This window comes from Catenovulum sediminis (genome assembly GCF_007289895.1).
In the GTDB taxonomy this organism is placed as follows: domain Bacteria; phylum Pseudomonadota; class Gammaproteobacteria; order Enterobacterales; family Alteromonadaceae; genus Catenovulum; species Catenovulum sediminis.
The window spans coordinates 2,335,386-2,358,234 of record NZ_CP041660.1; the positions used below are offsets into that span (position 1 = coordinate 2,335,386).

The following is a 22,849-nucleotide window of genomic DNA, read 5'->3' on the forward strand; positions in this document are numbered from 1 at the left end:
TTTATCTATTTGAATTTGATTCTCTAGAGTGCATAAAAAGCCTGATTGAATTCTTTTAACATAATAAAATAGTGAATTATTTGTTTGATTTCTTTACATCTCTAATTACAGAGGATCTTTTATGGTTTCGGGTTTTAAATTAACAAAAGTAGCAGCTGTTACAAACAATATTCTCTCCGACGTTGACAATCAAAGTAACCTTGAATCATTTAAAAATATTCACTACATCGAGAAATTTTCAGCATTAAGATGTTTGAAATATACGTTACCTCCAGTGCTTATCCTAGGAACGGCTCAAGTTTACGCAGAAGCCTTTCGATTTGGTCATGGTCCGATGGATTCGGGCTTTAACTATGTTAGTCATAATACGATCCAAACTAGACCCGTTAAACCAGTCTATTATCAAGCCGTTTTATATAATTCTGGAGAAGGAGGTGAAAGTACAAAGGCTACAGATTATCATCTTTATATTACCCGTTCAGATGACAGTGTAATAGGCGGAACAAGTAGTGGTTTTTTAGACCCAGCCGTGATGGGTAATAGCGTAAGTTATACATTGAATTTTAATGTACCAATGACTTTTACCACTTTTCAAATTGGTGAGTTTATTAATAGGTCTGATGGAGCTAATTATGTTTTCACTCCAGATACAGGGACGCCGCTTACCATTGCTGATAACTCATCTTCTCTTGCTGGTGCAGTTGCGACTTTAACCCCTTCTGATTGGACTGGTATAACATCATTAACAGTGTCATACGATGGAACCGAAACTTGGAGAGTTGGTTTAGATAATATGGGCTTTACGCCTGCGAATACATTACCAGTTGTAGACTTAGATTCAAGCTCTGGTGGCAACGACAGCTCAGCTAGTTTCTCTGAAGGCAGCAGTGCAGTAAATATCGCCAGTAGTGCATCTGTAACTGAAGCTGATGGTGACACCTTAACCACTATTACGGTTAGTTTAACCAACGACCAAGATGGTGTATCAGAAGGTTTAAATGTATCCGCATCTGCGCAAGACGCATTAGGTGGAATTAGCGGTTCTTCAGATATTACCTTGCAAGATACCATTTCAATTACTGGCTCAAGTGCTTCGGCTGCAGAGGTCGCTACCTTTTTGCAAGCTATCACCTATAACAACATATCTAGCACCCCAAATGAAACAGCACGTACCGTAACAGTTGTTGTAAATGATGGCACGGAAAACAGCACCAGCCGTACCTCAACTATCAGTGTCAGTAATGTCACCGCAGCTATATCAACGGCTGCCAATTTTAATACCACCAGTGGCGCTAACTTAAATCCAGCAATTACCTTTTCTAGTGACGATGAAACCTTAACCATTGCGGATACAAGCCATATTTCTGGTTCAACCGCTGATGGTGGGGCAGGCACTGATATCCTTGTTGTTGCAAGTGGCTCTAATTTAACGGGTTTTGCCAGCTTAACTGGATTCGAAACCCTAACTGCGCCAAACGATGCAGAATTAACCCTATCTGAAACCCAGCATGAATCTTTCACTACAATTAATGGCTCGGGCACGAATCAATTCACTCTAAGTAGTGCAAATGGTGATGCAAGTATTACTGGCGATAGTGATATTGAAACTTATGTGTTGGGAGTTGGTTTTACTTTTGCGCTTGGTAGTGCCTCGCAGAATGTAACTGGCAGTAGCTCAGATGACACTGTCAACATTGCTGCTTTAACAGTTACTGGTTCACTTGATGGTGGCAGTGGTACAGATACCTTACAAATGGATACTGGTGCCAGCTTAAGTGGAGCCACAATCAGCAACTTCGAAACACTGTCCCTCACCAGTGGTGCGTCTGTTACTTTAACTGAAGCACAGCATGATAGCTTTTCTAGCATAGTCGCAGCTGGAACTGAGTCCATCACCATTAGTTCAGCTACTGATGGGTTAAGTGGTAGCTCAGCAGTTGAAACTTATGTTTTAGGAGGCGCAAATACGATTACATTGGGCAGTGCGGCACAGAATGTTACCGGTAGTAGCGGAAATGATACTTTTAATGTGGGCTCACTGACAGCCACCGGTACTTTAAATGCGGCGAGTGGCGCAGATACCTTATTTTTGAGTTCTGGCGCTAACGTCTCTGGTGCGACAATTTCAAACTTTGAAAATTTAACTTTAGCTAGCGATGCTACTGTTACTTTGTCTGCTTCTCAGCCTTCGCTATTTAGTGGGACTATAACTGCTGCAGGCACGGAAACCATTAACATCACTGGTGATGGCGATTTTACGACTTTATCTAATATAGAAAATTTTTCAGTCGGTGATTCTTCAACAAATAGCCGAACTGTCACAGTTACTGCTGCAAGCACTTCAGTTGTGGCTACTTCGGGCAGCGACGCTGTCGTATTTGATATAGGCACTTTAAATTATACAGGCACGCTTACGGGTGAAAGCACAACCTCAGATACCCTTTCTATGTCGTCGGGCGCTAATATCTCTGGCGCAACACTCTCAAATATTACAAATTTAACCCTTGCCAGCGGGGCGTCAGTGACCATGACTGCGCCTCAACAAAATGAAGCTTTTAATGGCACTATAACTGCGGCAGGCTCTGAAACCATTACTATTTCAGGTGATGGTGATTTTACTACTTTATCGGGTATTGAAACATACTCAGTGTTAGATGACAGCACCAATACAAGGACTGTTACGGTTACAAACACGTCTGCAACGGTGCATGCGACATCTTCGAGTGACGCTATTACGTTTGATATTGGCGGTAGCTCGTTTAGTGGCACGTTGTCGGGCGATCCGAGCGTGGCTGATGCTGTGAGTGCATCCGATGGGGCAGATGTATCTGGTGGTGGCTTTGCCAATATAGGGACCTTATCGTTAACCAGTGGCGCAACAGTTGCCATTGATGTGGCAAACGTAAGTAATAATTTTACGACCGCAATAACCGGTGCGGGTGGCTCGGAAACCCTTAAGTTGATGGATGGTGGTACGTTCGACTTTAGTTCAACCAATGTCAGTGAAATTGAAAATATCGCCATTGGAACGAATAATAATGTAACCATCACCTTAACTGATAATTTTGATTCCGATGGCAACTCGATTACTGTCACCAATGCCAGTGGCAGCGCGATAACAGGTGCTGTATCACTCAATGCCAGTGCATTCAGTGGTGATGCTTTGGTTATCTCAGCGACCGATTTTGATGGTTCGGATAACTTTGTTGGTGGTAGCGCTGCAGACACTATCCGTCCAGGTGGTGGCACCGACTCTATGACGGGTAATGACGGCAACGATTATTTTGTTGGTGAAGCATCCGATCTCAACGACGATACCATTACCGACTTAAGTATAGGCGACATTATAAAGCTGACCGGTGTTACAGGGCTAACGACCAGTAATGTGCGTTTTAATGGCACCAGCACTTTACAAGTTGATACCGATGCGACAGATTTTAGTACGACCGAAGTTGCTATTAGTTTGTCTAATTCTCCTGCCAATAGTCTAGATTTCACTGTCGCGGATAATGGCAGCGATACAGATATAACCTTCATCACGCCTAATGATGTTCCTGTTTTCAGTAGTTTAAATGGTGCGTCTACATTCACTGAAAATGGTTCGGCAGTCGTTATTGATTCTGATGCTAGGGTTGCAGATACCGAGCTAGACGCTTTAGACAGCGGGGCTGGCAACTATAACAATGCATCGTTAACTATCGTCAGAAACGGTGGTGCGAACAGTGAAGATGTTTTTGCAAACAACGGATTATTGGGCACATTAACAGAAAGCAGCACTTTTACCTATAACAGTACAACTGTTGGTACGGTTACCACTAATTCATCGGGCACGCTTGTTTTAACTTTTAATTCGAATGCAACCTCGGCTATCGTTGATTCGGTCATACAAAATATTACATATCAAAATACATCGGAAGATCCTGCAAGCAGTGTTACTTTAGATTTCACCTTTAATGATGGTACCGCCAATAGTACAGGGACTAATCAGGCCGCTGTTACAATAAATGCTCAGAATGATGCACCAACTGATATCGCGCTAAATAACACTTCAGTAAACCAATCTACCACAGGCGTCGGTGCAAATATTGGCGTATTATCTACAACAGATGTAGATTCATCTGACAGTCATTCTTATACCTTGGTTAGCACCAGTGCTAGTGATGCTGGAACTTGCAGCAGTGATGCCGGGAATAATAATTTCCAAATTGATGGCTCTATACTTGAGACTCAAAATACGGTGGAAGGCGGAAATTACGTGATTTGTATTCAAACAAATGATGGAACAGCTTCCTTCCAAGAATCGTTTACCATTACGGTTAACGATGACGTTGCTCCTGATTCACCATCCACTCCAGATTTAGATGCTGGATCGGATACTGGTCTGTCTAGCACTGATAACGTCACCAATGATACGACACTTACGCTAAGTGGTACCGCAGAGAGTGGCAGTACGGTTAGATTATATAGTGATCAAGTTGATGGTGGCGCAACGGTTATCGGGACTGCCACAGCAACAGGCGGAAATTGGCAAATCACCACAATAGCTTTAGCTTCGGGGGTAACCCACTCGATTACAGCTAAAGCAACGGATGCAAGCAGTAACGAAAGCTCATCGTCTAGCGGTTTAAGTGTCACCATAGATACAATTGCACCATCGGCACCATCAACTCCTGACTTATCTGCGGCAACTGATTCTGGTGACTCAAATACAGATAACCTAACCAATGATACAACTCCGACGTTCACTGGTTCGGGGCCGAATGGTGGCGCCATTACTTTAATTTCGAGTGTTGATGGAACTATTGGTACTGGAACTGCAAATCTCGGTAGCTGGACGATTACCAGTTCAACATTGACTGCCGGCACACATACTATTACCGCAAGAACAACTGACACCGCAGGTAATACGGCGGATAGCTCTGGGTTGTCAATTGAAATTGATGCCAGTGCAGAAGCGCTAACTATTTCAACACCAATCGAAACAGACGGTGCGGTCAATGCAGCCGAAGACAATGATGTATTAATTGTTGGTAGTGGTGCAGAAAATAATGCCAGTGTGACAGTAACGATCACCGACAATAATAGCAGCTCTGTGAGCCGAACCGTGACAGCCGATGGCAGTGGTAACTGGACATTAAGCGGTAGTGAACTAGATGTTAGTGGATTAAACAACGGCACGTTAACCGTGTCAGCAATACAAACAGATACAGCCGGCAATACCTCAACAGCAGCCACTCAGAATATTACGTTAGACAATGTCGCACCAAGTGCATTAACCATAACTACGCCAATTGAAAGTGATAACTATGTTAATGCTGCTGAAGATGCCGATGTGCTCATTGCAGGTTCAGGTGCAGAGGCGGATGCAACCGTTACAGTGTCCATCACAGATGGTGCAAATACTTTAACTGAAAGCGTCACGGCGGATAGCTCAGGTAACTGGACTATAAGTGGCAGTGAATTTGATGTGAGTGCATTTAACAACGGCACGTTAACAGTCTCTGTGACCCAAACCGACGATGCGGGGAATATCTCAACGGCAGCGACACAAAACATCACGTTAGATAATGTCACACCAAGTACCGTGACGATTACCACGCCGATTGAGACAGACGGCATTGTCAATGCAACTGAAGATAATGATGTGTTGATAGCTGGTTCGGGTGCAGAAGCAGGTAACAGTGTGACGGTGACTATCACCGACAATAACAGCTCGGTCAGTCGTACCGTTACAGCTAATGGCAGTGGTAATTGGACTCTTAGTGGCAGCGAGTTAGATGTTAGTGGTTTAAATAATGGCACTTTAACTGTTTCGGCGACACAAGCAGATACAGCGGGCAATGCCTCTACTGCAGCCACTCAGAGTATTACATTAGATAATGCAGCTCCTTCAACATTAACAATTACCACCCCAATTGAAGGCGACAACACAGTTAATGCCGCGGAAGACAATGATGTGTTGATAGCAGGCTCGGGCGCAGAAGCGGATAATAGTGTGACGGTAACCATCACCGACAACAACAGTACAGTGAGCCGCACGATCACAGCAGATGGCAGTGGTAACTGGACAATCGCAGGCTCAGAGCTTGATGTTAGCACCTTTAACAATGGCACTTTAACCGTTTCGGCAACCCAAACAGATGATGCAGGTAATACCTCTACTGCAGCAACACAAAACATCACTTTAGACAATGCCGCACCAAGTGCGCCAAGCATTAGTACACCAATTGAAATCGATAATATTGTTAACGCCAGCGAAGATGATAGCGTATTGATTTCAGGTAGTGGTGCAGAAGCGAATGCAAGCTTAACCATTACCGTTGGTAGTGTATCAATTCAAACCACAGCCGATAGCAGTGGCAACTGGACAATTGAAAGCAATGAGATAGATATCTCAGCATTAACCAACGGCACACTGACAGTCACCGTGACGCAAACCGATGATGCAGGTAATGAATCAAGCAGTGCAACGCAAGATATCACTTTAGATAATGCAGCACCAAGTGCGCCTGTTATCACAACGCCAATCGAAACTGATGGCATCATCAATGCAGCAGAAGACAATGATGTATTAATTGTCGGTACAGGTGCCGAATCGGATGCAGTCTTAGATATTGTGATCAGCGATGGTTTCAATACAGATACAGCGCAAGTGACGGCGGATGGCTCAGGCAACTGGACAATCGTAGGCTCAGAGCTTGATGTTAGCACCTTTAATAATGGCACGTTAACAGTCACCGCCACGCAAACCGATGATGCAGGTAATATCTCAACAGCGGCCACTCAGAATATTACATTAGACAACCAAGCGCCAAGTGCATTGACCATCACCACCCCAATCGAAGGTGACAACCAAGTTAATACAGCGGAAGATGCGGATGTGTTAATTGCGGGTACAGGTGCAGAAAACAATGCAAGTGTGACTGTGACCATCACAGATGGTAACAGTAACTTGTCACGAACTGTTAATGCAGATAGTTCAGGTGCTTGGACCATTTCAGGTAGCGAATTTGACGTTAGTACCTTTAACAATGGTGCGTTAACGGTTTCTGCAACCCAAACAGACGATGCAGGTAATACCTCAACTGTAGCGACACAAACCATCACGTTAGACAATGTCACACCAAGTGCCGTGACGATTACCACGCCGATTGAGACAGACGGCATTGTGAATGCAGCGGAAGACGATGATGTATTAATTGTTGGCACAGGTGCAGAAAACAATGCAAGTGTGACAGTAACCATCACCGACAACAACAGCTCTGTGAGCCGAACCGTCACAGCGGATGGCAGTGGTAACTGGACGTTGAGTGGCAGCGAGCTAGATGTCAGTGGTTTAAATAACGGTACACTAACGGTCTCTGCAACCCAAACAGATGAAGCAGGTAATACTTCAACGGCAGCGACACAAAGCATCATGTTAGACAATGCTGCACCAAGTGCGCCAAGTATTACGACACCAATTGAAATCGATAATATTGTTAACGCCAGCGAAGATGATAGCGTATTGATTTCAGGTAGTGGTGCAGAAGCGAATGCAAGCTTAACCATTACCATTGGTAGTGTCTCAATTCAAACCACAGCCGATAGCAGTGGCAACTGGACAATTGAAAGCAATGAGATAGATATCTCAGCATTAACCAACGGCACACTGACAGTCACCGTGACGCAAACCGATGCTGCGGGCAACACATCAAGCAGTGTAACGCAAGATATCACTTTAGATAATGCCGCACCGAGTGCGCCAGTTATCACAACGCCAATCGAAACAGATGGCATCATCAATGCTGCAGAAGACAATGATATATTAATTGTCGGTACAGGTGCAGAATCGGATGCAGTCTTAGATATTGTGATCAGCGATGGTTTCAATACAGATACAGCGCAAGTGACGGCGGATGGCTCAGGCAACTGGAGCATCGCAGGCTCAGAAATTGATGTCTCTGCCTTTAATAATGGCACGTTGACGGTCACCGCAACGCAAACCGATGATGCAGGTAATACCTCAACAGCGGCCACTCAGAATATTACGTTAGACAATGCTGCACCAAGTGCATTAACCATCACCACACCAATTGAAAGTGATGGTTTAGTCAATGCAGCAGAAGATAATGACGTGTTAATTGCGGGTACAGGTGCAGAAAGCAATGCAAGTGTGACAGTGATCATCACAGATGGTAACAGTAACTTGTCACGAACTGTTAATGCAGATAGTTCAGGTGCTTGGACCATTTCAGGTAGCGAATTTGACGTTAGTACCTTTAACAATGGTGCGTTAACGGTTTCTGCAACCCAAACAGACGATGCAGGTAATACCTCAACTGTAGCCACACAAACCATCACGTTAGACAATACCGCACCGAGTGCGCCTGTTATCACAACCCCAATCGAAACTGATGGCATTGTGAATGCAGCGGAAGACGATGATGTATTAATTGTTGGCACAGGTGCAGAAAACAATGCAAGTGTGACAGTAACTATCACCGACAATAATAGCTCAGTGAGCCGAACCGTCACAGCAGATGGTAGTGGTAACTGGACGTTGAGTGGCAGCGAGCTAGATGTTAGCACCTTTAACAATGGCACTTTAACAGTCTCCGCAATACAAACCGATGCCGCGGGTAATACCTCTACTGCAGCAACACAAAACATCATTTTAGACAACGCAGCACCAAGTGCGCCAAGTATTACGACACCAATTGAAATCGATAATATTGTTAACGCCAGCGAAGATGATAGCGTATTGATTTCAGGTAGTGGTGCAGAAGCGAATGCAAGCTTAACCATTACCATTGGTAGCGTTTCAATTCAAACCACAGCCGATAGCAGTGGCAACTGGACAATCGCAAGCAATGAGATAGGTATCTCAGCGCTCAATAATGGTTCACTCACAGTGAGTGTGACGCAAACCGATGATGCAGGTAATGAATCAAGCAGTGCAACGCAAGATATCACTTTAGATAATGCAGCACCAAGTGCGCCTGTTATCACAACGCCAATCGAAACTGATGGCATTGTGAATGCAGCAGAAGATGAAGATGTGCTAATTGCGGGTAGTGGCGCAGAAGCAGATAATAGCGTGACTGTTACTATCACCGACAATAACAACAGCACAGTGAGCAGCACGGTCACAGCAGACGGCAGCGGTAATTGGACGTTGAGTGGCAGCGAGCTAGATGTTAGTGGTTTAAATAACGGCACACTAACGGTTTCTGCAACACAAACAGATGATGCAGGTAATACTTCAACGGCAGCGACACAAAGCATCACGTTAGACAATGCTGCACCAAGTGCGCCAAGCATTAGTACACCAATTGAAATCGATAATATTGTTAATGCAAGTGAAGACGATAGTGTATTGATTTCAGGTAGTGGTGCAGAAGCGAATGCAAGCTTAACCATTACCATTGGTAGCGTTTCAATTCAAACCACAGCCGATAGCAGTGGCAACTGGACAATCGCAAGCAATGAGATAGATATCTCAGCATTAACCAACGGCACACTGACAGTCGCCGTGACGCAAACCGATGCTGCGGGCAACACATCAAGCAGTGCCACCAGCACCATCACGTTAGATAATAACGCGCCAAGTGCACCGACGATCAGCACGCCAATAGAAACAGATGGCATCGTTAATGCTGCAGAAGACAATGATGTATTAATTGTCGGCACAGGTGCAGAATCGGATGCAGTCTTAGATATTGTGATCAGCGATGGTTTCAATACAGATACAGCGCAAGTGACGGCGGATGGCTCAGGCAACTGGAACATCGCAGGCTCAGAAATTGATGTCTCTGCCTTTAATAATGGCACGTTGACGGTCACCGCAACGCAAACCGATGATGCAGGTAATGAATCAAGCAGCGCAACACAAACCATCACGTTAGACAATGCTGCACCAAGTGCATTAACCATCACCACACCAATTGAAAGTGATGGTTTAGTCAATGCAGCAGAAGATAATGACGTGTTAATTGCGGGTACAGGTGCAGAAAACAATGCAAATGTGGCGGTGACCATCACAGATGGTAACAGTAACTTGTCACGAACTGTTAATGCAGATAGTTCAGGTGCTTGGACCATTTCAGGTAGCGAATTTGACATTAGCACCTTTAACAATGGTGTGTTAACGGTTTCTGCAACCCAAACCGACGATGCGGGCAACACCTCAACTGTAGCCACACAAACTATTGCATTAGACAATGCTGCCCCTTCAGCATTAACAATCACCACCCCAATTGAAGGTGATGGAAAAGTCAATGCAGCAGAAGATGCGGATGTGTTAATTGCGGGTACAGGTGCAGAAGCGGATAACAGCGTGACTGTAACCATCACCGACAATAACAGTTCAGTCAGTCGTACCGTTACTGCAGACAGCTCAGGTAACTGGACAATCGCAGGCTCAGAGCTTGACATTAGCACCTTTAACAATGGCACTTTAACAGTCTCCGCAATACAAACAGATGATGCAGGTAATACCTCTACTGCAGCAACACAAAGCATCACGTTAGACAATGCCGCACCAAGTGCGCCAAGCATTAGTACACCAATTGAAATCGATAATATTGTTAATGCAAGTGAAGACGATAGCGTATTAATTTCAGGTAGTGGTGCAGAAGCGAATGCAAGCTTAACCATTACCATTGGCAGTGTCTCAATTCAAACCACAGCCGATAGCAGTGGCAACTGGACAATCGCAAGCAATGAGATAGATATCTCAGCATTAACCAACGGCACACTGACAGTCGCCGTGACGCAAACCGATGCTGCGGGCAACACATCAAGCAGTGTAACGCAAGATATCACTTTAGATAATGCCGCACCGAGTGCGCCAGTTATCACAACGCCAATAGAAACAGATGGCATCGTCAATGCAGCGGAAGACAATGATGTACTCATCACTGGCTCAGGGGCAGAAGCAAATGTAACGGTTGATATTAAAATCAGCGATGGGTTCAATACAGATACAGCGCAAGTGACGGCGGATGGCTCAGGCAACTGGAGCATCGCAGGCTCAGAAATTGATGTCTCTGCCTTCAACAATGGCACGTTGACGGTCACCGCAACCCAAACAGATGATGCAGGTAATACTTCAACGGCAGCGACACAAACCATCACGTTGGACAATGCTGCACCAAGTGGATTAACCATCACCACCCCAATTGAAAGTGATGGTTTAGTCAGTGCAGCAGAAGATAATGATGTGTTGATAGCGGGTACAGGTGCAGAAGCAGGTAACAGTGTGACTGTGACCATCACAGATGGTAATAGTAACTTGTCACGAACTGTTAATGCAGATAGTTCAGGTGCTTGGACCATTTCAGGTAGCGAATTTGACATTAGCACCTTTAATAATGGCACGTTGACGATTACCGCAACCCAAACCGATGATGCAGGCAATACCTCAACTGTAGCCACACAAACCATCACGTTAGACAATGCTGCCCCTTCAGCATTAACAATCACCACCCCAATCGAAACTGATAGCATTGTGAATGCAGCAGAAGATGAAGATGTGCTAATTGTCGGCTCTGGTGCAGAAAACAATGCAAGTGTGACTGTGACCATCACCGACAATAACAGCTCAGTGAGCCGTACCGTCACTGCAGACAGTTCAGGCAACTGGACAATCGCAGGCTCAGAGCTTGATGTTAGCACCTTTAACAATGGCACTTTAACAGTCTCCGCAATACAAACCGATGAAGCAGGTAATACCTCTACTGCAGCAACACAAAACATCATGTTAGACAATGCCGCACCAAGTGCGCCAAGCATTAGTACACCAATTGAAATCGATAATATTGTTAATGCAAGTGAAGACGATAGCGTATTAATTTCAGGTAGTGGTGCAGAAGCGAATGCAAGCTTAACCATTACCATTGGCAGTGTCTCAATTCAAACCACAGCCGATAGCAGTGGCAACTGGACAATCGCAAGCAATGAGATAGATATCTCAGCGCTCAATAATGGTTCACTCACAGTGAGTGTGACGCAAACCGATGCTGCGGGCAACACCTCAACTATAGCCACACAAACCATCACGTTAGACAATGCTGCCCCTTCAGCATTAACAATCACCACACCAATTGAAAGTGATGGTTTAGTGAATGCAGCGGAAGACGATGATGTATTAATTGTTGGCACAGGTGCAGAAAACAATGCAACTGTGACTGTGACCATCACAGGCAGCAACGATACGTTAACCCGCACCGTCACAGCAGATAGTTCAGGTGCTTGGACCATTTCAGGTAGCGAATTTGACATTAGCACCTTTAATAATGGCACGTTGACGGTCACCGCAACGCAAACCGATGATGCAGGTAATACCTCAACAGCGGCCACTCAGAATATTACGTTAGACAACCAAGCGCCAAGTGCATTGACCATCACCACGCCAATAGAAGGTGATGGAAAAGTTAATGCAGCGGAAGACAATGATGTACTCATCACTGGCTCAGGTGCAGAAGCGAATGTAACGGTTGATATTAAAATCAGCGATGGCTCTAATACAGAGACTGCACAAGTGACAGCGGATGGCTCAGGCAATTGGAGCATCGCCGGCTCAGAAATTGATGTCTCTGCCTTTAACAACGGCAGCTTAACCGTCTCGGCAACCCAAACGGATGATGCAGGCAACACCTCAACTGTAGCCACACAAACCATCACGTTAGACAATACCGCACCGAGTGCGCCTGTTATCACAACCCCAATCGAAACTGATGGCATTGTGAATGCAGCGGAAGACGATGATGTATTAATTGTTGGCACAGGTGCAGAAAACAATGCAAGTGTGACAGTAACTATCACCGACAATAATAGCAGCTCTGTGAGCCGCACGATCACAGCAGATGGCAGTGGTAACTGGACACTCAGTGGCAACGAGCTAGATGTCAGTGGTTTAAATAATGGTACACTAACGGTCTCTGCAACCCAAACCGATGAAGCAGGTAATACTTCAACGGCAGCGACACAAAGCATCACGTTAGACAATGCTGCCCCAACGGCCCCAAGCATCAGCACCCCGATTGAAATCGACAATATCGTCAATGCAAGTGAAGACGATAGCGTATTAATTTCAGGTAGTGGTGCAGAAGCGAATGCAAGCTTAACCATTACCATTGGCAGTGTCTCAATTCAAACCACAGCCGATAGCAGTGGCAACTGGACAATCGCAAGCAATGAGATAGATATCTCAGCATTAACCAACGGCACACTGACAGTCGCCGTGACGCAAACCGATGCTGCGGGCAACACATCAAGCAGTGTAACGCAAGATATCACTTTAGATAATGCCGCACCGAGTGCGCCAGTTATCACAACGCCAATCGAAACAGATGGCATCATCAATGCTGCAGAAGACAATGATATATTAATTGTCGGTACAGGTGCAGAATCGGATGCAGTCTTAGATATTGTGATCAGCGATGGTTTCAATACAGATACAGCGCAAGTGACGGCGGATGGCTCAGGCAACTGGAGCATCGCAGGCTCAGAAATTGATGTCTCTGCCTTTAATAATGGCACGTTGACGGTCACCGCAACGCAAACCGATGATGCAGGTAATACCTCAACAGCGGCCACTCAGAATATTACGTTAGACAATGCTGCACCAAGTGCATTAACCATCACCACACCAATTGAAAGTGATGGTTTAGTCAATGCAGCAGAAGATAATGACGTGTTAATTGCGGGTACAGGTGCAGAAAGCAATGCAAGTGTGACAGTGATCATCACAGATGGTAACAGTAACTTGTCACGAACTGTTAATGCAGATAGTTCAGGTGCTTGGACCATTTCAGGTAGCGAATTTGACGTTAGTACCTTTAACAATGGTGCGTTAACGGTTTCTGCAACCCAAACAGACGATGCAGGTAATACCTCAACTGTAGCCACACAAACCATCACGTTAGACAATACCGCACCGAGTGCGCCTGTTATCACAACCCCAATCGAAACTGATGGCATTGTGAATGCAGCGGAAGACGATGATGTATTAATTGTTGGCACAGGTGCAGAAAACAATGCAAGTGTGACAGTAACTATCACCGACAATAATAGCTCAGTGAGCCGAACCGTCACAGCAGATGGTAGTGGTAACTGGACGTTGAGTGGCAGCGAGCTAGATGTTAGCACCTTTAACAATGGCACTTTAACAGTCTCCGCAATACAAACCGATGCCGCGGGTAATACCTCTACTGCAGCAACACAAAACATCATTTTAGACAACGCAGCACCAAGTGCGCCAAGTATTACGACACCAATTGAAATCGATAATATTGTTAACGCCAGCGAAGATGATAGCGTATTGATTTCAGGTAGTGGTGCAGAAGCGAATGCAAGCTTAACCATTACCGTTGGTAGTGTCTCAATTCAAACCACAGCCGATAGCAGTGGCAACTGGACAATTGAAAGCAATGAGATAGATATCTCAGCGCTCAATAATGGTTCACTCACAGTGAGTGTGACGCAAACCGATGGTGCAGGTAATGAATCAAGCAGTGTAACGCAAGATATCACTTTAGATAATGCCGCACCGAGTGCGCCAGTTATCACAACGCCAATCGAAACAGATGGCATCGTCAATGCAGCGGAAGACAATGATGTACTCATCACTGGCTCAGGGGCAGAAGCAAATGTAACGGTTGATATTAAAATCAGCGATGGGTTCAATACAGATACAGCGCAAGTGACGGCGGATGGCTCAGGCAACTGGAGCATCGCAGGCTCAGAAATTGATGTCTCTGCCTTTAATAATGGCACGTTGACGGTCACCGCAACGCAAACCGATGATGCAGGTAATACCTCAACAGCGGCCACTCAGAATATTACGTTAGACAATGCTGCACCAAGTGCATTAACGATTACCACCCCAATTGAAGGTGATGGCTATATTAATGCCGCCGAAGACAATGATGTATTAATTGTTGGCTCAGGTGCAGAAGCGAATGTAACGGTTGATATTAAAATCAGCGATGGCTCTAATACAGAGACCGCACAAGTGACAGCGGATGGCTCAGGCAACTGGAGCATCGCAGGCTCAGAGCTTGATGTTAGCACCTTTAACAACGGCAGCTTAACCGTCTCGGCAACCCAAACAGACGATGCGGGCAACATCTCAACTGTAGCCATACAAACCATCACGTTAGACAATGCTGCCCCTTCAGCATTAACAATCACCACCCCAATTGAAGGTGATGGAAAAGTCAATGCAGCAGAAGATGAAGATGTGCTAATTGCGGGTAGTGGCGCAGAAGCAGATAACAGCGTGACGGTAACTATCACAGACAACAACAGTACAGTGAGCCGCACGATCACAGCAGATGGCAGTGGTAACTGGACGTTGAGTGGCAGCGAGCTAGATGTCAGTGGTTTAAATAACGGTACACTAACGGTCTCTGCAACCCAAACAGATGAAGCAGGTAATACTTCAACGGCAGCGACACAAAGCATCATGTTAGACAATGTCGCACCAAGTGCGCCAAGCATTAGTACACCAATTGAAATCGACAATATTGTTAATGCAAGTGAAGACGATAGTGTATTGATTTCAGGTAGTGGTGCAGAAGCGAATGCAAGCTTAACCATTACCGTTGGTAGTGTCTCAATTCAAACCACAGCCGATAGCAGTGGCAACTGGACAATCGCAAGCAATGAGATAGATATCTCAGCGCTCAATAATGGTTCACTCACAGTGAGTGTGACGCAAACCGATGATGCGGGCAACACATCAAGCAGTGGCACCAGCACCATCACGTTAGATAATAACGCGCCAAGTGCACCTGTTATCACAACGCCAATCGAAACTGATGGCATCATCAATGCAGCACAAGATGAAGATGTGCTAATTGCGGGTAGTGGCGCAGAAGCAGATAATAGCGTGACTGTTACTATCACCGACAATAACAACAGCACAGTGAGTCGTACCGTCACTGCAGACAGCTCAGGCAACTGGACAATCGCAGGCTCAGAGCTTGATGTTAGCACCTTTAATAATGGCACGTTGACGGTCACCGCAACGCAAACCGATGATGCAGGTAATACCTCAACAGCGGCAAGCACCGCTGTGACATTAGATAATCAAGTACCTACAGTAACGCTTAATGCACTGCAAACGAATGACAATACACCGAGTTTAAACGGTACGCTGGATGATATTGATGCAGACGTAACTATAACTGTTGGCAGTCAAGTTTATAATGCAACAAACAATGCTAATGGTAGTTGGACTCTTGCCGACGATACATTGGCTGTGTTGGCCGATGGTACATATGATATTGAAGTAAAGGCTACTGATGCTTCCGGAAACGTTGCGACAGACACAACAATAAATGAATTGGAAATTGATGCGACTATTCCAAGTGGTTTTACCATGACCATTGAGCAATCATTGATAGATGCATCGAACGATTCAGCCATGAGCTTTCAATTTACCGACGCAGAAGTAGGCAGTAAATATCAAGCAGTGGTAAGTGATGGAAACAACAATGTGACTGTCAACGGTATTGTCGATACAACTGATATGCAAGTTTCAGATATTAATGTATCTAGTTTAGACGAAGGTATGTTAACTATTTCGGTAACTCTTACAGATAACTTTGGAAATCAAAGTGAAGCGGTGACGGGTATAGTTGAAAAATTATACCAAAAAGCACCTGAAATAATAGAAGGGGATACGGTACAAGTCAGTATGAGTGAAGATGCGAACCCAACCGCATTTGCGCTCGTATTAAACGCCATTGATGCGAATGAAGATATTCTTTCTTGGTCAGTACAAACAGGCCCTTCTAATGGGGCCGCTTCTGTCGGCAATACTGGTAACCAAGTTGAGGTCAACTATCAACCCAACAGCAACTTTAATGGTAATGACAGCTTCATCATACAAGTAAGCGATGGAATTGATACTGCATCAATCACCGTAAACGTCAATATAAATGCTGTAAATGATAATCCAACCATCTCTGGTACCCCGCCTACCTCTATAGCGGAAGACAGTACTTATAGTTTTGTACCGTCGGCCAGTGACATCGATAGCAATAGTTTAATTTTTAGTATCACCAATGCACCTTCTTGGGCTACGTTTGATATTAATACTGGCGCGCTAACCGGAACGCCTACGAATTCAGATGTAGGAACTTCAAAGAATATTGTTATTAGTGTAACGGATGGATTGTCCACCACGAGCCTTGCGCCGTTTGAGCTAATGGTGAGTAATGTTAATGATGCACCCGTTGGTGAAAACATCAATGTTACAACATTAGAAGACACAAGTATCAATATTGAACCGGTGATTCGGGATGATGATGGTGACAGTTTATCTTTATCAATTGTAAGCTCACCTAACCTTGGTGTACTCAATCAATCTGGTATGGGTTGGCACTATCAGCCAAGCGAGCATGAAAATGGTCTGGATAGTTTCACCTATCGTGTTGCAGACGGCCAAGCATTTTCTGAGACTTACACCGTAAATATAAACGTCACTGCGGTGAATGATGAACCAATTGCGGCTGATGACTTAATCGCACTTGAACGAATTGAAACAGACGCATATACGCTAGATGTGCTTGCAAATGACTTTGACGTTGACGGTGATACCCTCATTATTGAAGGTGCTAAGACGAGTGTGGGTACGGTCAGTATTCAAAATGGACAATTGCAGTTCCAAGCACCGGATAATTTCATTGGCAGCGCTAACTTAACCTACTCAGTAAGAGATGGGAACAAAGGGCGTGATAATGCAATTGCCACGGTTACGATATCGGGGGAAATTACTTCCGAACCACCGGAAATTACACCGCCTTCGGACAAAGAAATTAATGCAAAAGGTTTGTTAACCAAAGTCGATTTAGGCGTTGCAACAGCGGAAGATGCTCAAGGCAACCCTTTACCTGTTTCATTGGTAGACGGAGTAAATGTCTTTGCACCTGGTACACATACGGTTTACTGGCAAGCTGAAGACAGCTTAGGTGGATTGAGCACAGCGCAGCAACAAGTTGACGTCCATCCTTTGATTTCATTGAGTAAAGACCAGGTTGTAACTGAAGGTAGCAAGGTTACAGTTAAAGTTCTACTCAATGGTGCTTCACCTGTTTATCCACTGGAAATTCCATTTAGTGTAGGTGGCAGTGCTTCTGCGGACGAAGACCATACGTTAACTGACGGTATCGTCTCTATTACTTCGGGTACTCAAGCGAATATTACGTTCGATGTGCTATCCGATAGTGACGTCGAGTTAGACGAGAATATTATCATTACACTTGGCTCTGCAGATTCACTTAATTTAGGCGCAAATCGCCAAAGTCGTATTCGAATTAGTGAAACCAACATTGCACCTAATGTGAATTTGGCTGTTAGTCAAAATAATGAAAGTCGTTTAACAGTTACAACTGACGGGGGCATGGTACGAATTGCAGCAAGCGTTACCGATCCGAATCCGACAGATACTGTGCTGACCGAATGGCAAGCAGATAACAATTTAGTCAACACCAGTATTGACGATTTGATGTTTGAGTTTGATCCATCAGGGCTAACGACTGGCATATACAAAGTAAGTTTAGAAGCTGTCGATACGGGCTCGTTAACAGATAGTGGCACTGTTTATATCGATGTTCGCGAATCACTACAAGTACTGACAGATATTGATTCAGATGGTGATTTGATCCCGGATGTCGAAGAGGGCTATGCAGACTCAGACGGTGATGGTATTCCAGACTTTCTGGATGCAATTAATGATTGTAATGTAATCCCTGAATCTGTAAATAATCAGAATGGATTCTTAGTGGAAGGTGATCCGGGCGTTTGCTTGAGAAGAGGCTCAATATCCGCTCTAGGTGACTCTGGCGGTCTGCTTGTTTCCAACGACGAAGTGCAAAACTTAGGGGTTGACGAACAAGCTCAAATTGTCAACGGTATGGTCGATTTTATAGCTTATGGTTTACCAGAAGCTGGACAAACCTATCAATTGGTCTTCCCACAAAGAAGTCCGATTCCACTGAACGCGATTTATCGCAAATACAGTGAAAGCCGAAACGAGTGGTTTACATTCGAATCTGATGATGACAATAAACTGTATAGTAGTGAGGGTGAACCGGGTATCTGTCCACCACCAGGTGATGATAGTTGGATTGAAGGACTCAATGCCGGCCATTGGTGTGTGCAATTAGTTATTAAAGACGGTGGTATATACGATGATGACGGTGAAGAAAACGGCGCAATAGTTGATCCAGGCGGTGTTGCAGTTGAACTTAATGGCAATGCGCAGCCTGTTGCCGTTGACGATAGTGCTGAATTACGCTGGAACACCAGCATCGAAATTGACGTGCTTTCGAATGATACAGATACTGATCAAGATCCATTGAGAATCACAAGTGCGACGGCCAGCTTTGGCCAGATCACAAACATTGATGGCAGCATGATTACCTACCAACCGAACGCCAATTTTGCGGGTTCAGATACAGTGACCTATGCAATTACCGACGATCAAGGTGGCACAGCATCAGCCAAAGTTGCGATTACTGTTATTCCGAACCGTGCGCCGTTAGCAACTGCTGATAGTGCGGCAACAACACACAAACAACCGATAGAAATAGATGTTCTAAGCAATGACACTGATCCTGACGGGGATAATATTCGCTTAACTTCTGTCTCGGCAAATGTGGGCTCAGCAGAAATTGTCAACGGAATGATTAAATACACGCCTGAGCTAGGTCGTTCTGGAGAATTTGTTGTGTCGTATCAGATTGAAGACATCCATGAGCTACTCGCGAGCAGCACAGCGACCGTTACTGTGACTGGCAATGACGCACCAGAAGCCGTAGATGACAGCATTTCGATTGATGGAAGCCAGTCGGTTGAGATTAATGTGTTAGACAATGATACAGATGTAAATTCTGATCCGATAACTATACAGTCAGCTAGTGCTACCTATGGTGCTGTGACCATTTTAAACAACAAGATAATTCGATATGTACCTAAAGCGGATTATGCTGGTATAGATACCATTAGATATACTGTTTCAGATAGTTATGGTGGAGTTTCACAGGCGCAAGTAAGAGTTGATATTTCTGGGCCTGAAGTAATAACCGTTACTAATCGATCTTCAGGTGGTTCAACTTCCGGTTGGGGGTTAATTGGACTCTTGCTAGCGGGTATGGGTCGAAAGTTATTTAATACAAAGGAAACGCGCAATGATAAATAAAATCGCCTGCTTCAGCTTGTTGGTTGCGGCTTCTTGTCCAGTGAATGCAAGTAATTGGTCGGCATCAGTGGCGTTTGGTACAGCCGAGACCAAGTTGGCTCAGACGCATACAGATATACAACACGCGGATACTTCCTCAACGAGTTGGCAAGTGGGCGTTCACTACCATTTGCCAAAATTAACCTTGGATTTAGCTTACATTGATTTGGGCGAAGGAGAGGTGGGGCTTGAATCTGGATCCTACACGCCCGAGCAGTACCACCAAACTGTCGCTGAAATTGCGCCAATACTGCCCGAAGGTTGGGCATTGGGTGCCAGTATTCCTGCCTATAAAAATGAAAGAATATTTTTAGACGCACAAATCGGGATGTATATTTGGCAAAACGAAATCGCCAGTTCCAGCGCGTCAACGGGGGGGCTAAAAACCAGCAATCATGGTTCGGATGGGTATGTGGGCGGTCAGGTTGGATACCAATTACACCAGAAACTGAACCTTGCACTACAGTATCGCAAGTTTTTACTGGATAAAAGTGTAGACAATATATCTGTTTCGTTAGAATACTATTTTTAGTGACAATCAATGTTAACCACCCCCACTTTTTGTGGGGGTAAGAAAATCCTCATCAATTATTAATTAAACCCAATTTTAATCCCCAAATACTTTAAGCAGTTGTGTCAAAACTGTACTTTACTTACATGTATACAAATAACTGATAACAATTAAAGATAAAATTAACTATCAATTGAGTGTACATATATGCGTATAAAAATATCAAAACTGACCTCGTTATTCGGCATGGTTTTGGCTTCAAATATCAGCGTGGCACAAGCGCAGCAACCTAATATTTTATGGATTATTACCGATGACCACCGAGCAGATTCTATTCAAGCTTATAACCGCGCGACGACGGGTAAAAGTGAAAGTAAACTAGGTTACGTATCCTCTCCTAATATCGACAAACTGGCAGCAGAAGGTGTGTTATTTACTCGTGCATTTAATCAATCACCAGCCTGTGGGCCTTCACGGACGTCAATGCACACAGGCCGTTACCCATTTAGAAACGGTAAATACGGTTGGGAGCACACCCATCAAGAAGCTGACTTTACCAAGCCAGCATTATCTCAACATTTGCGTGATGCAGGTTATGGGACAGCACTGGTCGGCAAAAGCCATGTTGGGATCAGAGAAAAACATAAAGGGCAAGGACAACCCATATTTGATTTTGAATTGGAATTTAATCGTGATCTGTTAAGGCATGGGCTAGGTGACTGGTATTCAACAGGTGCGTATGGTTTAGTTGATGAGGTGTTATTACGCCGTGATGCAACAGAGACAATTATTTATCCTGATGGTCGCCAGAAAACAATTCGTCTATCCTGGGCAGATCGTAAGCTTAATGCCAAAGAACAAGCCATTAAACAAAGCGTCGAAAAGGAATTTGATATCTTACGGGCATATACTCGAATAAATACCGGCTTAATATTGGGCGGGGTCAGTCCGCAGCCCGCGGATAAAACAGTCGATGCGCTCATTGTTGAAGAGTTTAAAGCCCATTTAAACCATGCAGATCGTAATTATAAAACGCTTGCGGGTAAACCAACTCAAGGAGCGGATGCAGATAAGCCTTTGTTCATCAATTTAGGTTTTCATTTACCGCATACACCCGTGCTACCACCAAAGGAATTTCGCGATCAATTTAAAGATCGTCAGTACCGAATTCCTGAGTTTGATACCGTTGAACTCGCATCTTTTTCACCACAACAACAGCAAATTTATAACGAATCGAAAACCGACAGCATGAAGCCGGAAGAAAAGCTGCAAGCCATTCGCGACTATTATGCTTTTACAACTTTTGGTGATGCGTTAATTGGTGACGCTGTAGAGGCGTTCAAACAATACTCTAAACAACAAGGTCGTGAATATTTAATTGTATTTACTGTGGGGGATCATGGTTGGCATTTAGGTGAACAGGGGATTATGGCTAAATTTGGTCCTTGGAAAGAATCGACCAATGGGGCGGTTATTGTGGTTTCTTCTGATAAGCAAAAATACCCAGCGGGGAAGGTGGTTGATAAGTTTGTTGAATATGTCGACTTTGTACCTACTATGCTGGCTGCAGCTAAAGTGGATATTAAAGAGAAAACGTTCGATTATCTCGATGGTTATGACTTGGCTGAAGTGGCGAATAATAACCGCCTGCAACGCGATTATATACTGGGTGAGATGAACTTGGTTTGTGGTCATCGAGCATATCTTCGCACTGATGACTTTGCTTTTTCTATGCGTACCCGCGATCGTCGCACTGTTGCTAAAACGCCATTGTTAAATGATGATGTTACCTGGGCTTTAACAACTGATCCAGTTAAAGCGGATATGGCGTTGTATGATTTACGGGTTGACCCATTAGAGCGTAAAAATGTTGCTTATACACCTGAGTATCTTGCGTTAGCTGAATGGTTCCGTCAAAAGCTAGGCAATATTGTCTTGGGTGATGGCCGGGTTGAAATGGATTGGCGCACGCAAAATAATTACAACATTAGTAATTTTGCTGCCGGTGCAGATGACAAAAAAATCGACATTCCGGAAGGTTTAGTGCCTGAGCAAGGTATTACGAACCCTGAACGTTTTAATTTGTAGGTGAATCTTCTTTAGAT

The 22,849-nt window shown here is 44.5% G+C and carries 3 protein-coding genes; all 3 read left to right on the forward strand.

The window, feature by feature from the left end:
- Positions 1-121 precede the first annotated feature (121 nt).
- Positions 122-20,194 carry an Ig-like domain-containing protein gene (locus FNT16_RS09680; protein WP_143871391.1) on the forward strand — a complete coding sequence of 6,691 codons (20,073 nt, stop codon included), beginning with the start codon at positions 122-124 and terminating at the stop codon, positions 20,192-20,194.
- Positions 20,184-20,765 (forward strand): porin family protein, encoded by a 582-nt coding sequence (locus tag FNT16_RS09685; protein ID WP_143871392.1) that lies wholly within the window; start codon positions 20,184-20,186, stop codon positions 20,763-20,765. Before FNT16_RS09680 ends, FNT16_RS09685 begins: the two co-directional genes overlap by 11 nt.
- 186 nt (positions 20,766-20,951) lie before the next feature.
- On the forward strand, positions 20,952-22,832 hold the full coding sequence (locus FNT16_RS09690) for a sulfatase-like hydrolase/transferase (protein ID WP_143871393.1): 1,881 nt from the start codon (positions 20,952-20,954) through the stop codon (positions 22,830-22,832).
- The last annotated feature ends 17 nt before the right edge of the window (positions 22,833-22,849 follow it).